The organism is Streptomyces sp. NPDC005262 (genome assembly GCF_042872425.1).
GTDB lineage: Bacteria > Actinomycetota > Actinomycetes > Streptomycetales > Streptomycetaceae > Streptomyces.
The window spans coordinates 322,287-334,788 of sequence record NZ_JBIAKK010000007.1 but is presented as its reverse complement, the minus strand read 5'-3'; the positions used below and the strand labels follow the sequence as shown (position 1 = coordinate 334,788).

At 69.3% G+C, this 12,502-nt stretch carries 15 protein-coding genes; 9 read left to right on the top strand and 6 right to left on the bottom strand.

Annotated features, from left to right (window positions below):
* Positions 1-26: 26 nt before the first annotated feature.
* The 3 genes from ACFYP5_RS20460 to ACFYP5_RS20450 all read right to left on the bottom strand — a co-directional run bounded on the left by ACFYP5_RS20460 (position 27) and on the right by ACFYP5_RS20450 (position 2,029).
* Positions 27-992 carry an isopenicillin N synthase family dioxygenase gene (locus ACFYP5_RS20460; RefSeq protein ID WP_389037765.1) on the bottom strand — a complete coding sequence of 322 codons (966 nt, stop codon included), beginning with the start codon at positions 990-992 and terminating at the stop codon, positions 27-29.
* On the bottom strand, positions 985-1,476 hold the full coding sequence (locus ACFYP5_RS20455) for a nucleoside deaminase (protein ID WP_389037762.1): 492 nt from the start codon (positions 1,474-1,476) through the stop codon (positions 985-987). Before ACFYP5_RS20455 ends, ACFYP5_RS20460 begins: the two co-directional genes overlap by 8 nt.
* Before the next feature lie 148 nt (positions 1,477-1,624).
* Positions 1,625-2,029 (bottom strand): PLD nuclease N-terminal domain-containing protein, encoded by a 405-nt coding sequence (locus tag ACFYP5_RS20450; RefSeq protein WP_389037759.1) that lies wholly within the window; start codon positions 2,027-2,029, stop codon positions 1,625-1,627.
* A gap of 88 nt (positions 2,030-2,117) precedes the next feature.
* Between ACFYP5_RS20450 and ACFYP5_RS20445 the strand changes: the two genes are divergently transcribed.
* Positions 2,118-3,575, top strand: coding sequence for a menaquinone biosynthesis decarboxylase (locus ACFYP5_RS20445; RefSeq protein WP_389037756.1), 1,458 nt, complete (start codon positions 2,118-2,120; stop codon positions 3,573-3,575).
* On the top strand, positions 3,572-4,489 hold the full coding sequence (gene mqnP / locus ACFYP5_RS20440; RefSeq protein ID WP_389037753.1) for a menaquinone biosynthesis prenyltransferase MqnP: 918 nt from the start codon (positions 3,572-3,574) through the stop codon (positions 4,487-4,489). Before ACFYP5_RS20445 ends, mqnP begins: the two co-directional genes overlap by 4 nt.
* On the opposite strand, the gene ACFYP5_RS20435 is transcribed toward mqnP, so the two are convergent.
* Positions 4,479-5,087, bottom strand: coding sequence for a rhomboid family intramembrane serine protease (locus ACFYP5_RS20435; protein WP_389037750.1), 609 nt, complete (start codon positions 5,085-5,087; stop codon positions 4,479-4,481). The two genes, mqnP and ACFYP5_RS20435, sit on opposite strands and share 11 nt — an antisense overlap.
* A 146-nt stretch (positions 5,088-5,233) precedes the next feature.
* Here ACFYP5_RS20435 and ACFYP5_RS20430 point away from each other — a divergent pair, with 146 nt between their 5' ends.
* Positions 5,234-5,896: a UbiX family flavin prenyltransferase gene (locus ACFYP5_RS20430; RefSeq protein ID WP_389037747.1), complete on the top strand. Its 663-nt coding sequence runs from the start codon at positions 5,234-5,236 to the stop codon at positions 5,894-5,896.
* A gap of 23 nt (positions 5,897-5,919) precedes the next feature.
* On the opposite strand, the gene ACFYP5_RS20425 is transcribed toward ACFYP5_RS20430, so the two are convergent.
* Positions 5,920-6,054 carry a hypothetical protein gene (locus ACFYP5_RS20425; protein ID WP_256224108.1) on the bottom strand — a complete coding sequence of 45 codons (135 nt, stop codon included), beginning with the start codon at positions 6,052-6,054 and terminating at the stop codon, positions 5,920-5,922.
* Between the two features lie 132 nt (positions 6,055-6,186).
* Here ACFYP5_RS20425 and ACFYP5_RS20420 point away from each other — a divergent pair, with 132 nt between their 5' ends.
* The 6 genes from ACFYP5_RS20420 to ACFYP5_RS20395 all read left to right on the top strand — a co-directional run bounded on the left by ACFYP5_RS20420 (position 6,187) and on the right by ACFYP5_RS20395 (position 11,612).
* Positions 6,187-6,642 (top strand): Lrp/AsnC family transcriptional regulator, encoded by a 456-nt coding sequence (locus tag ACFYP5_RS20420; protein ID WP_030928011.1) that lies wholly within the window; start codon positions 6,187-6,189, stop codon positions 6,640-6,642.
* A 102-nt stretch (positions 6,643-6,744) separates the two neighbouring features.
* Positions 6,745-7,908, top strand: coding sequence for an aminofutalosine synthase MqnE (gene mqnE / locus ACFYP5_RS20415; protein WP_389037744.1), 1,164 nt, complete (start codon positions 6,745-6,747; stop codon positions 7,906-7,908).
* Positions 7,909-8,048: 140 nt separating this feature from the next.
* The gene (locus tag ACFYP5_RS20410) at positions 8,049-8,573 is read left to right on the top strand and encodes a GNAT family N-acetyltransferase (RefSeq protein WP_389037741.1); all 525 of its coding nucleotides are present in this window, start codon (positions 8,049-8,051) and stop codon (positions 8,571-8,573) included.
* A gap of 87 nt (positions 8,574-8,660) precedes the next feature.
* Positions 8,661-8,957 carry a DUF4229 domain-containing protein gene (locus ACFYP5_RS20405; RefSeq protein WP_389037739.1) on the top strand — a complete coding sequence of 99 codons (297 nt, stop codon included), beginning with the start codon at positions 8,661-8,663 and terminating at the stop codon, positions 8,955-8,957.
* Positions 8,958-9,382: 425 nt separating this feature from the next.
* On the top strand, positions 9,383-10,732 hold the full coding sequence (locus ACFYP5_RS20400; protein WP_389037736.1) for a dicarboxylate/amino acid:cation symporter: 1,350 nt from the start codon (positions 9,383-9,385) through the stop codon (positions 10,730-10,732).
* A 244-nt stretch (positions 10,733-10,976) separates the two neighbouring features.
* Complete coding sequence (locus ACFYP5_RS20395; RefSeq protein WP_389037927.1) at positions 10,977-11,612, top strand: TetR/AcrR family transcriptional regulator; 636 nt, start codon at positions 10,977-10,979, stop codon at positions 11,610-11,612.
* Positions 11,613-11,624: 12 nt separating this feature from the next.
* Here the strand turns inward: ACFYP5_RS20395 and ACFYP5_RS20390 are convergent, their stop codons facing one another.
* Positions 11,625-12,497 carry a MaoC/PaaZ C-terminal domain-containing protein gene (locus ACFYP5_RS20390; RefSeq protein WP_389037733.1) on the bottom strand — a complete coding sequence of 291 codons (873 nt, stop codon included), beginning with the start codon at positions 12,495-12,497 and terminating at the stop codon, positions 11,625-11,627.
* Positions 12,498-12,502: the final 5 nt, after the last annotated feature.

Genomic DNA, 12,502 nt, shown 5'->3' with positions numbered 1-12,502 from the left:
GTGCCGTCGGCCGGCCCATGTCCCCGTCAGCCGACCGAGATCGCGTCCAGTTTCGCGCGCAGATACGTGTGGGAGTCCACCGCTTCGTGGGTGACCCGGCCGGTGGGCGCGGGCACCGACTCGACCGTGGTGCGCGGGTCGCACTCATAGAAATAGACGAGCGACATCAGTTCCTCGGCGGGGGCGTCGGAGGGCGGCGGCAGCACCCGGTGCCGGCCCGAGCGCCAGCGGTCGCCCGTCCAGCGTGCCATCAGGTCTCCGATGTTGACGGTGAAGGCCTCCGGGTCGTACGGGGCGTCCTGCCAACCGTTGTCGTCCGTGAAGACCTGCAGTCCGCCCTTGCCGGTCTGCCGGTCGAGGACCGTGACGGTACCGAAGTCGGTGTGCGGGCCGATCCGGAACTGGCCCGGCTCCGGCTCCCCGACCACCTCGGTGCCGGGATACCAGTTGATGTTGAAACCCCAGGTGGGATGCGTGGTGTGCCGGGTGAAGAAGTCCTCCGGCTCACCGAGCGCGGCCCCGAGCAGTTCCAGCAGCCGGTCCGAGAGCGTCCGCATCTGCGCGAGGTACTCCGTCACCAGGGCCCTCAGCCCGGGTGCCTCCCGGGGCCAGGTGTTGGGCAGGAACCACTCGGCGTCGATCTCCGGGTCGCCGATGGGGTCCTCGGCGGCGAAGGAGAGCGACTCCTTGAGGTCCGGGGGCGTCCGGGTACCTTCCGCACAGCCGTTGGCCTCGGCACCGGGCCCGAGCCAGCCACGGCCGCCGACCTTGACGGCGTACGGCTTCTTCGCCGCGACGGGCAGCCGGAAGAAACCTCGTGCGGCGTCGCGGATCGCGGTCCGCAGGGCGGGGTCCACGCCGTGCCCGGTGACCAGCAGGAAGCCCGCTGCCCGCAGCGCCGTGTCGACAGCCGCGGCGCTCTCGCGGCGGGCCCCGGCGTCGCCGGAGAGCCACGGTCGCAGATCGATGGTGGGAATCCCGGGCTCACTCATCGCCGATGTCCTCGTTCCATACATCCGGGTGGTCCTGGACGAAGGCGCGCATCATGGCGGTGCACTCGGCGTCGTCGAGGAGCACGACCTCGACGCCGTGCCGGGCCAGCCAGTCGTGCCCGCCGTGGAAGGTGGCCGTCTCGCCGATGACCACCCGGGAGATCCCGAACTGGCGGACCAGACCGCTGCAGTACCAGCACGGCGAAAGGGTGGTCACCATCGTCGTGCCACGGTACGAGCGCTGCCGCCCGGCGGCACGGAAGGCCGCGGTCTCCGCGTGCATGGACGGATCGCCGTCCTGGACGCGGCGGTTGTGCCCACGGCCGAGGAGCGAGCCGTCCGCTCCGTACAGCGCGGCGCCGATCGGGATGCCGCCCTCGGCCAGTCCGGCGCGGGCTTCCGCGACGGCGGTCGCGAGGCGCTCCCTGTCGACGTCACGGCCGGTGCCCCCGGCGTCGCCGCTGCCGTCGTCCCTGTCCCTCATGCCGTTCACTCTCCCGGTCACGGAGCACCGCGGCAACGTGCGGTACCCGGTCGCCCGCCGTGCTCAATCGCCCGACAGGCTTGATCTCCGAGCGGGCCGGCCCCGGAACGCGAACCGGCAGCTGCCGTATCCGTGAACCTGCGTGCGGTCACGAGGCGGGCGGAGCGGACTCCTCCGGCCCGGCCCCGCTCTCGCGGCGCTTGAGCTCCTCCTCGCGGCGGCGCAGATCCGCCTCCCAGTCCTTGAGGAGCGACTCGTCCTTCTTGTTCTCCTCCTTCAGCGCCTTCAGGAAATCCGGATTGTCATCCGGTGCCACCCACTCGTGGCGGTGGTTGCGGTGCCATTCCGACGGCGTACGGCCCCCGGCCGGCACGTGGCGCATCTTGCCCGCGCCCAGCCACACGAGCGGGCCCACGATCCAGAACAGCAGAATGATGAAGACCCAGGCGATCTTCGGCAGATGCTTGGCCTCGTCCTCCGGGGTGTTCAAGCAGTCGATGAACGCGTAGATCGTCAGTGCCAGAGGCAGGAGATAGATCAAGGCCCGGAACATGGTGAAGGGTCCCCCCGCGAAGAGATGGCGGGGCGCTGTCCCGCCCCGGTGACGGGGCCAGGGTAGCCCGTGGCCGATACTTGTCCGCATGGCTTACGACGATCTTCGTTCCCTCCTCCGGGCGCTGGAGCGCGAGGGCGAGCTCAAGCGCATCAAGGCCGAGGTCGACCCCTACCTGGAGGTCGGCGAGATCGTCGACCGGGTGAACAAGGCGGGCGGGCCCGCGCTGCTCTTCGAGAACGTCAAGGGGTCGTCGATGCCCTTGGCCATGAACGTGTTCGGGACCGACCGGCGGCTACTGAAGGCGCTCGGGCTGAAGTCGTACACCGACATCAGCGACAAGATCGGCGGCCTCCTCAAGCCGGAGCTGCCGCACGGCTTCGTCGGGGTGCGCGAGGCGTTCGGGAAGCTCGGCTCGATGGTGCACGTACCGCCGAAGAAGGTGAAGTCGGACAACGCCCCCGTGCAGGAGGTCGTCCTCACCGGCGACGACGTGGACCTGGACCAGCTGCCTGCGCTCTTCACCTGGCCCGAGGACGGCGGCTCCTTCTTCAACCTGGGGCTCACCCACACCAAGCACCCGGAGACCGGCGTACGGAACCTGGGGCTCTACCGGCTCCAGCGCCACGACCGGCGCACCATCGGGATGCACTGGCAGATCCACAAGGACAGCCGCAACCACTACCAGGTCGCCGCCAAGCGCGGCGAGCGGCTGCCCGTCGCGATCGCGTTCGGGGCGCCGCCGGCGGTGACGTACGCCTCCACCGCCCCGCTGCCCGGGGACATCGACGAGTACCTCTTCGCCGGGTTCATCCAGGGCAAGCGGATCGAGATGGTCGACTGCAGGACCGTGCCGCTGCAGGTCCCGGCGCACGCGGAGGTCGTCATCGAGGGGTGGCTGGAACCCGGGAACATGCTTCCCGAGGGGCCGTTCGGCGACCACACCGGGTTCTACACGCCGCAGGAGCCCTTCCCCGCTCTCACCATCGACTGCGTGACCATGCGGAAGCGTCCGCTGCTCCAGTCCATCGTGGTGGGCCGGCCGCCGACCGAGGACGGCCCGCTGGGGCGGGCCACCGAGCGGTTCTTCCTGCCGCTCCTGAAGATCATCGTGCCGGACATCGTGGACTACCACCTGCCCGAGTCCGGCGGATTCCACAACTGTGCGATCGTCTCGATCGACAAGAAGTACCCGAAGCACGCCCAGAAGGTGATGAGTGCCATCTGGGGCGCGCACATGATGTCGCTGACGAAGCTGATCGTCGTCGTGGACTCCGACTGCGACGTCCACGATCTGCACGAGGTCTCCTGGCGGGCGCTCGGCAACACCGACTACGCCCGGGACCTCACCGTCACCGAAGGCCCGGTCGACCATCTCGACCACGCCTCCTACCAGCAGTTCTGGGGAGGCAAGGCCGGCATCGACGCGACGAAGAAGTGGCCCGAGGAGGGCTACACCCGGGACGGGGGCTGGCCGAACATGGTCGAGTCCGATCCGGAGACGGCGGCGAAGGTCGACCGCCGGTGGAAGGAGTACGGGCTGTGAGTGCGGCCGAAGCGACGCTGGGCCCCGGGCCCGCGCAACCGACCGGCAGGGTCAAGGCGTTCTTGCGGCTCGTGATGATCGAGCACTCGGTCTTCGCGCTGCCCTTCGCCTACATCGCCGCGCTGAGCGCGATGTTCCAGCTCGACGGGAACATCCACTGGGGGCGGCTGCTGCTCATCACCGTCGCGATGGTCGGGCTGCGCACGTTCGCGATGGCCGCGAACCGGATCATCGACCGCGAGATCGACGCGCGGAACCCGCGTACCGCCAATCGTGAGCTGGTCACCGGTGCCGTCACCGTGCGGTCGGCGTGGACGGGTGCGCTCGTCGCCGTCGTCGTCTTCCTTGGGGCCGCCGCGCTGCTGAACCCGCTCTGTCTGGCGCTCGCGCCGATCGCCGTCGTACCGATGGTCGTGTACCCGTACGGCAAGCGGTTCACCCACTACCCGCACGCCATCCTGGGCATCGCGCAGGCCATGGGACCCATCGGTGCCTGGCTCGCGGTCACCGGCAGCTGGTCGTGGGACGCGGTGATCCTCGGCCTCGCGGTCGGTGTCTGGATCGGTGGCTTCGACCTGATCTTCGGCTGCCAGGACGTCCAGGCGGACCGCGCGCACGGCGTGCTCTCGGTCCCGGCCCGCTTCGGCATCCCGGCGGCGCTCTGGGGGGCCAGGGTCTGCCACGTGGTGACGACCGGGCTGCTGGTCTGGTTCGGGCTCGCGACGGGCGCGGAGCTCTTCTACTGGATCGGCATGGTGATCGTCGCCGTGGCGTTCGTGTACGAGCACCGCGTGGTGCGGCCGCACGACCTGTCCCGGCTGAACCGGGCGTTCTTCTCCGTCAACGGGTTCATCGGGATCGCGCTGTTCGCATGCGCCCTGCTGGATCTGCTGGTGCGCGGCCTCACACCGTGAACGCGGGGGGAGCGGGACGGGTGGCGCGGCGCGGGCGGCGGAACGCGAACGCCGCGCCCACTCCTCCGATCAGCCCGAACAGATGCCCCTGCCAGCTGATCCCGGAGTCGGTCGGCAGCACGCCCCACAGCAGCGAGCCGTAGACCACGGCGATCACGACGCCCACCACTATGTCGAGCGGTCTGCGGTCGACGAAGCCGCGGACCAGCAGATAGCCGAAGAGGCCGAAGACGACGCCGGACGCGCCCAGTGTGACCGTGTGCGGCGGTGCGGTCAGCCAGACGCCGAGGCCGCTGACCACGATGACGGTGAGGGCGACGGCGGCGAACCGGCGTATCCCGCCGAGGGCGGCGATGAAGCCGAGGACCAGCAGCGGGAGGGTGTTGGAGGCGACATGCTCCCACCCGCTGTGCAGGAACGCGGCGGGCACGATGTCGAGCAGCTCTCCCGGCTCGCGCGGGGTGATGCCGTAGGTATCGAGCGCCTGGCCGGTCGCCATGTCGACGGATTCGAGCGCCCACAGCAGAGCGATCCAGCCCAGCATCAGCGCGCCGGCCGTCACCGCCCGTGCGGAGGTGCCTGTGCGGGTTCCGGTCATGGCCGCCCCCTGTCCGTGGCCTGTTCACAGCCGTCCTCGGCTCCGTCCCAGGCCTGTCCTTCATCTGTCGGAACGCCCGAAACCCCTCGCTCGGTTCCGCAGGCCGTGCGCCGGATAGGCTCGGGTGTGTGGAATCCGGGACTTCAGTGAGTCAGCAGCAGCGGCAGCCTTGGATTGTCGGGGTTTCCGGTGCTTCGGGCACACCATTCGCCGCCGCCGTGCTGCGCGGTCTGCTGGCCGCGGGGGAGAGCGTCGATCTGGTGGTGAGCCGGGCCTCGCGGCTGACCCTGCTGGACGAGACCGGGATCGCCTTCCGTGACGGGCACTGGCAGGAGGACCTGCGGAGCTGGCTGGCGCGCGGGGCGGACGGGAAACCGCACACCTTCGATGTGGAGGTCGACCGGGTGCGGCACTGGGCGGCCGGTGATCTCGCGGCCGGGCCGTCCTCGGGCTCGTACCCGGCGAAGGGGATGCTGATCGTGCCGGCCTCGACGGCCTGCGTGGCCGGTGTGGCGCTCGGGCTTTCGAAGGATCTGCTGCAGCGGGCCGCGAGCGTGACGCTCAAGGAGCGGCGGAAGCTGGTGGTCGCGGTGCGTGAGACTCCGCTGAACGGTCAGACACTGAAGCATCTGGTGGCCCTGGACGAGGCGGGCGCCGTGGTGCTGCCCGCCTCTCCGGCGTTCTATGCGGGCGCGACGCACATCCAGGATCTGGTGGACTTCGTCGCGGGGCGGGTGCTCGACGCGGCAGGGGTGCCGCATCGGCTGTACCGCCGGTGGGAGGGGGAGCTCGGTGGCTCCCGTGGCTGAGGCCGGCCCGGTGGGGCCGGGGGTCAGCGCTTCTTCGGGGCGCGCTGGGTGCGGGTCCTGTCGATCTCGCGCGCGGCGGCGGGCTGGTGGGCACGCGAGCGGTTGGCCAGGTCCTGCAGCTCGCGCATCCGGGCGTAGGCCATCTCGATCGTGTACACGGTGTCTTCACTCCTGAGGATTCGAAAGAACTTCTTTGAAAATCTGAAAGATCTGCAGGGTGTGGACCCTGCGTGCCTTAGATTCTATACGTAAACTCGCGGTACTGCTGAACAATGGAAGGTTTCAGTCATATGGACGCGGTGGACAGGCAGCTCATCCAGGCCCTCAGGGAGAACGGCAGGGCCTCGTACGCCGAGCTGGGGCGGCTCGTCGGGCTCTCCGGGCCCAGCGTCACCGACCGCATCAACCGGCTGGAAACCGCCGGTGTCATCACCGGCTACCGCGCCACCGTCGACGCCGCTTCGCTCGGTCTCGGGGTCACGGCCCTGATCGGCATCTCGCTCTCCGACGCCGCCGACCACGAGGACGTCGCGCGCCGGCTCAAGGACCTCGCGGAGATCGAGGACTGCTGGTTCATCGCGGGCGACGACTCGTACATGCTCAAGGTGCGCGTCGGTGATGTCGACGGCCTGGAGAAGACCATTCGCCGGCTCAGCGGTACGAAGGGCGTCTCCCGTACCCGCACCACGATCGTGCTCTCCACCAAGTGGGAGAACCGGGTCGGGGAACTCCCCGAGGAGTCGTAGGCGTAACGTGGTGGAGCCCCCAGGTGACCGGGGGTTCCACCGGGGGTTCCGGGGGAGCGCACGTACCGCACAGCACGTCAGAGACACCTGGGAGGCAGCCGCATGGACGTCGGGCTCAAGCGCGAGCTGGAGGAGAAGGTCCGCGCAGGGGAGCGGCTGACCCGTGAGGACGGCATCGCCCTCTACGCGTCGGACGATCTGGCCTGGCTCGGCGGCCTCGCCCACGAGGTGCGCACGCGCAAGAACGGCGACGTCGTGCACTTCAACGTCAACCGGCACCTCAACATGACGAACGTGTGCACCGCGTCGTGTGCGTACTGCTCGTTCCAGCGCAAGCCGGGCGAGAAGGACGCGTACACCATGCGTATCGAGGAGGCCGTCCGTCTCGCGAAGGCGATGGAGGGCGAGAACCTCACCGAGCTGCACATCGTCAACGGGCTCCACCCCACGCTGCCGTGGCGCTACTACCCGCGCTCTCTCAGCGCGCTGAAGGAAGCCCTTCCGCAGGTCTCCCTCAAGGCGTTCACCGCAACCGAGATCCACCACTTCGAGACCATCTCCGGGCTCTCCGCCTCCGAGATCCTCGACGAGCTGATCGAGGCCGGCCTGGAGTCGCTGACCGGCGGCGGCGCGGAGATCTTCGACTGGGAGGTCCGCCAGCACATCGTGGACCACGACACCCACTGGGAAGACTGGTCGCGCATCCACCGCCTCGCGCACGAGAAGGGTCTGAAGACCCCGGCGACGATGCTGTACGGACACATCGAGGAGCCGCGTCACCGCGTCGACCACGTGCTGCGGCTGCGTGAGCTGCAGGACGAGACCGGCGGCTTCCAGGTCTTCATCCCGCTGCGCTACCAGCACGACTTCGTCGACATGAAGGACGGCAAGGTCCGCAACAAGCTGCAGGCGCGGACGACGATGGCGACCGGCGCCGAGGCGCTGAAGACGTTCGCCGTCTCGCGTCTCCTCTTCGACAACGTCCCGCACGTCAAGGTCTTCTGGGTGATGCACGGGGTGCAGACCGCCCAGCTCGCTCTCCAGCACGGCGCGGACGACATGGATGGTTCGGTCGTCGAGTACAAGATCACGCACGACGCGGACAACTACGGCACGCCGAACAAGCTCGGCCGCGACGATCTGCTGGACCTGATCCGGGACGCGGGCTTCCGCCCCGTCGAGCGGAACACCCGGTACGAGATCATCCGCGAGTACCCGGGGCCGGACGCGGACCGCCGTGAGTCGCCGCAGCCGATGCGGGTCTGACGCGGCCGGTACGCTCCGCCGTCGAACTGCCCCGCGCGGATCTCTCTGTACGAAAGCCCCGGCCGCCGTCCCCGGCCGGGGCTTTCTCGCGTTGTGGACGGCGCTTGAGGCAACCTTGTTGTAATGGCTAATCTGCCGCTATGGCGCTTACATTTGAGGTGGATCCCAAGTTCGACAGCACTCTGCGGGACGGCATCTGTGCACTCTGGGCCGATGTCTCCAACGCGGGTGGTGCCGTCGGCTTCGTGCCACCCGTCACCACCGAGGACGTCCGGCCCGAGCTGGTCAAGCACCTCGTCTCGATGGCCGAGGGCCGCACCCGGCTGCTGGTCGGGTACGACGAGAAGGGCGCCGTCGCCGCCACGGCCTTCCTCGTCCGCAACACCCACCGGCTGATGTCCCACTGGCTCTGGCTCTACACGGTGATGGTCCATCCCGGCCACCAGGGCAAGGGCTACGGCCGCGAGCTGATGTCCGCCGCGGCGGAGGCCGCCCGCGGGACCGACGGGATAGAGGCCATCCGCCTCACCTGCCGGGGCGGCACCGGGGCCGACCGCTTCTATGCGACGTGCGGATACAAGGAGGTCGGCCGGGTGCCCGGCGCGATCCGGGTCGCCGACGGGGACGACCGCGACGACATCATCATGCTGCTCCCGCTGGGGTGACTCGCCGGGCCGCCCGCCGAAGCGATCGAATTCGGGGCATGCTTCACTGGTCGGGCAGGGTTGTCGTACGTAGAGAGAAGGCCAGCCGTGTCCGCTGCCAAGCCGAGCGCAACGATCCGGTACACGCTGATGCGCCTCAGCATCTTCGTCGGCTGTCTCGCCGTCGTCGCCGTGGCCGTCACCTACGGTGTGCTGCCCTCCGGGCTCGGCGGATCCAACGTCATGTGGATCATCCTGCTCGCCCTGCTGCTCTCCGCGCCGCTCAGCTACGTCCTGCTGCGCAAGCAGCGCGACGAGATGTCCGCGCAGATCGCCCCCAAGATCGACCGCGCCAAGGCCCGGCTGGCGGCGAACCAGGGCCAGGAGGACGGCGTCGCCCGGTAGTGCCGCAGTGCCGCGTGAAGCCCGTGTGAGGCCGGAGTGAGGGTTACGTAAGGTTCCTCACACGCACGCCTATCCGTTCGACGCCCCAGTGCCGGAGCACACACTCCTGTGCTGGGGTTTCTGCGTTCCGTCGCCTGGCGCGCGACGCGTTCTCGCCGGGGTCTCCCCAAAGAACACCTTTGAGGTTCTCAAAGTTCAAGTGTTAACGTGTTCGACATGAAGACAGCTGTGCGCATCCGCCATCGAGCCGGCAACGAGCTCGTGGTGCGCCTGCATGTCGATCTCTGCCGCTGTATGTCCGCGGTCTGTTGCCGCAACGTCTGAACCGGCATCATGCAGCGGCGCCGCCCCTGACGCGGGCGCCGCACCCCCGTCCCCCCGCGCCGTCCCCGTGCGCCCCGATGCGTCACATCTGGAGTGTGTCCGTGTCCGCGAATCCCGCGTCCGCCACCGCCGGCACCGGCCGGCAGTCCGGCTCCGGTTTCCGTATACCCAAGGTCCCGTTCTGGGCCCAGATCGTCGCCGGTCTGGTCCTCGGCGTGCTGCTCGGCTGGCTCGCCCGCAGCTACGACATCGGCTGGCTGTACACCACCCTCGACAAGGTCGGCCACATCTTCGTCCAGCTGCTGAAGCTGGCCGTCGCGCCCCTGGTCTTCTTCGCGATCCTGGTGTCGATCACCAACCTGCGCAAGGTCAACAACGCCGCCCGGCTGGCCACCCGCACCCTGCTCTGGTTCATGATCACCTCGCTGATCGCAGTCGCCATCGGCCTGACGATCGGCCTGATCACCAACCCGGGCGCCGGTACCGGCCTGACCCCGAAGGACGGCGCCAAGCCCGAGCACGCGGGTTCCTGGCTCGACTTCCTGACCGGCATCATCCCGGAGAACGTGATCACCCCGTTCACCGAGCTGAACGTCCTGCAGATCGTCTTCATGGCCGCAGTCGCCGGTATCGCCGCGCTCCAGCTCGGCGAGAAGGCCCAGCCGATCCTCACCCTCAGCGAGTCGATCCTGGAGCTCCTCCAGAAGGCCCTGTGGTGGGTCATCCGCCTCGCCCCGCTCGGCACCGTGGGCCTCATCGGCTACGCGATCGCCGACTACGGCTGGGACCTGATCGGCAAGTACGCGACGTTCACCGTCGACGTCTACGTCGGTTGCGCCCTGGTGCTGTTCGGCGTGTACCCGCTGCTGCTCGCCACGGTCGCCAAGGTCAACCCGCTCCAGTTCTTCAAGGGCGCCTGGCCCGCGATCCAGCTGGCCTTCGTCTCCCGCTCCTCGGTCGGCACGATGCCGGTCACCCAGAAGGTCACCGAGCGTCTCGGTGTCCCGAAGGAGTACGCCTCGTTCTCCGTCCCGTTCGGGGCGACGACGAAGATGGACGGCTGCGCCGCGATCTACCCGGCGCTGGCGGCGATCTTCATCGCGCAGATCTTCGACGTCCAGCTGGGTGTCGGTGACTACATCCTGATCGCGTTCGTCTCGGTGATCGGTTCGGCGGCCACCGCCGGTCTCACCGGTGCGACCGTCATGCTGACCCTCACGCTGTCCACGCTGGGGCTGCCGCTGGAGGGCGTGGGCCTGCTGATGGCCATCGACCCGATCCTGGACATGATGCGTACAGCCACCAACGTGGCCGGCCAGGCGCTGGTCCCGGTGATCGTCTCGGCACGCGAGAAGATCCTCGACCTCGACGCGTACAACTCGGCCTCGTCCTCCCCGGTCGACGACGAGGTGCGCGACGCGGAGCCGGTGAGCGTCCCGGTCGCCGCGTAACGGGCACACCTTCGGCGAGCGCCCCCGGTCCTTCGAGGACCGGGGGCGCTCGCCGTTGTACGCGTACGGGAAGGGGATCCGGGGCGCGCGAGGACTTGGCTTTCGGTGGAGGTGAAACCGGCCACCGGACGGTCCGGGAAGGCTTCTCCGTACGCCGCCCGAGGGGCCTGCGCCGTACTCTTACCGAGGAGTGGCGCAGTGGGGTGGGAGGAAGTCGGACGTGGGTGCTGTGAAGAGCAAACGGATGCCGCGCGCCGTGCGCGAGCGGCAGATGATGGACGCCGCGGTGCAGACTTTCGGGCAGCGTGGCTACCGGGCCGCCTCGATGGACGAGATCGCGGAGCTGGCCGGTGTGTCCAAGCCTTTGGTCTATCTGTACCTGAATTCCAAGGAGGAGCTCTTCACCTCCTGTATCCAGCGCGAGGCAAAGGCGCTGGTCGCAGCGGTGCGGTCGGGGGTGGAGCCGGGGCTGTCGGCGGACCGGCAACTGTGGGCCGGGCTACGGGCATTCTTCACGCACACCGCGGAGAACCCGGACGGCTGGGCGGTGTTGCACCGGCAGGCACGTACGCACGGGGAGCCGTTCGCCACCGAGGTCATGGTGATGCGGGACGAGATCGTTGCGTTCGTGACGGGTCTGATCGGCGCCGCTGCGCGCGAGGCGCACCACGATCCGGCGCTCCCGGACCGCGACGTGTCGGGGCTGGCGCAGGCGCTCGTGGGGGCCGCGGAGTCGCTCGCCGGCTGGGCGAACGACACCCCGGGCGTCTCGGCGAAGGAAGCCGCGGCCACGCTGATGAACTTCTCGTGGGCGGGCCTGGAGAACCTCATGCACGGCCGCCCGTGGGCGCCGCGGGTCCAGGCAGCCGCTCGGACGTAGCGGCTGACCGGGTCAGGACCGCGGCCGCGCACCGTCCCGTGCCGTCGACCCGGTGAGGTGGACGCGGCCGCCGCCGCTGCGGAGCTGGAAGGCGGTGCCTGCGTCGTCCACCGCGTACGTCACGGTCGCCGGGAGCAGGACGGGGGCCCTGAAGTCGGCCCGGACGTGACTGATCCTGTCCGGTTCGGCGGACTCGGCCAGACAGCGGGCGACCGTCCACATGCCGTGTGCGATGGCCCTCGGGAAGCCGAACAGCCGGGCGGTGAGCGGATACAGGTGGATCGGGTTCCGGTCGCCCGACGCGGCGCCGTAACGACGGCCCAGATCGCCGGGCAGCAGCCACTCGGCGGCGGCGGGGAGTTCGACCGCGGGGAGGGCGGGGGGACCGGCCTCGGCAGTGGGCGAGGTCCCGCGTGTCGAGTGGCGGGAGAGATAGCCGCTGCGGGACTCCCACACCAGCTCGCCGCCCGACCGCGCCTCGGTCACCATCGTCACCTCGGTGCCCCGCCGATGGGGCGCCAGCGCATCCGCGTACACGGTGAGTTCGAGTGCTTCCGTGGAGTGCGGCGCCCAGTGCCTCGTGATCTCGATCCAGGTGTGGACCAGCCCGACGACGGGAAGCGGGAAGCTCCGTCCGGTCATCAGCCTCATCGCGAGCGGGAAGCCCAGCACATGCGGGTACGTCAGCGGCAGTGTGCCCGACTCGGAGAAACCGCAGATCCTGCTGTACGAGGCGAGGGGGCCGGGTGCGATCCGTACGTCCCGGACGACCAGGCGGTCGGTGGGCAGCGCGGCGCCGGGCCGGCCCGCGCGCTTGAACGGGGACGTGACGGCGCCCCGCACCAGTGATGCCGTCAGACCCCGGGAAATGGCAGTGGTCGACATCGACG

Coding starts and splice junctions, on each gene's coding strand:
- ACFYP5_RS20460 (WP_389037765.1), bottom strand. CDS start 992: ATGAGTGAGCCCGGGATTCCCACCATCGATCTGCGACCGTGGCTCTCC.
- ACFYP5_RS20455 (WP_389037762.1), bottom strand. CDS start 1,476: ATGAGGGACAGGGACGACGGCAGCGGCGACGCCGGGGGCACCGGCCGT.
- ACFYP5_RS20450 (WP_389037759.1), bottom strand. CDS start 2,029: ATGTTCCGGGCCTTGATCTATCTCCTGCCTCTGGCACTGACGATCTAC.
- ACFYP5_RS20445 (WP_389037756.1), top strand. CDS start 2,118: ATGGCTTACGACGATCTTCGTTCCCTCCTCCGGGCGCTGGAGCGCGAG.
- ACFYP5_RS20435 (WP_389037750.1), bottom strand. CDS start 5,087: ATGACCGGAACCCGCACAGGCACCTCCGCACGGGCGGTGACGGCCGGC.
- ACFYP5_RS20420 (WP_030928011.1), top strand. CDS start 6,187: ATGGACGCGGTGGACAGGCAGCTCATCCAGGCCCTCAGGGAGAACGGC.
- mqnE (WP_389037744.1), top strand. CDS start 6,745: ATGGACGTCGGGCTCAAGCGCGAGCTGGAGGAGAAGGTCCGCGCAGGG.
- ACFYP5_RS20410 (WP_389037741.1), top strand. CDS start 8,049: ATGGCGCTTACATTTGAGGTGGATCCCAAGTTCGACAGCACTCTGCGG.
- ACFYP5_RS20395 (WP_389037927.1), top strand. CDS start 10,977: ATGCCGCGCGCCGTGCGCGAGCGGCAGATGATGGACGCCGCGGTGCAG.
- ACFYP5_RS20390 (WP_389037733.1), bottom strand. CDS start 12,497: ATGTCGACCACTGCCATTTCCCGGGGTCTGACGGCATCACTGGTGCGG.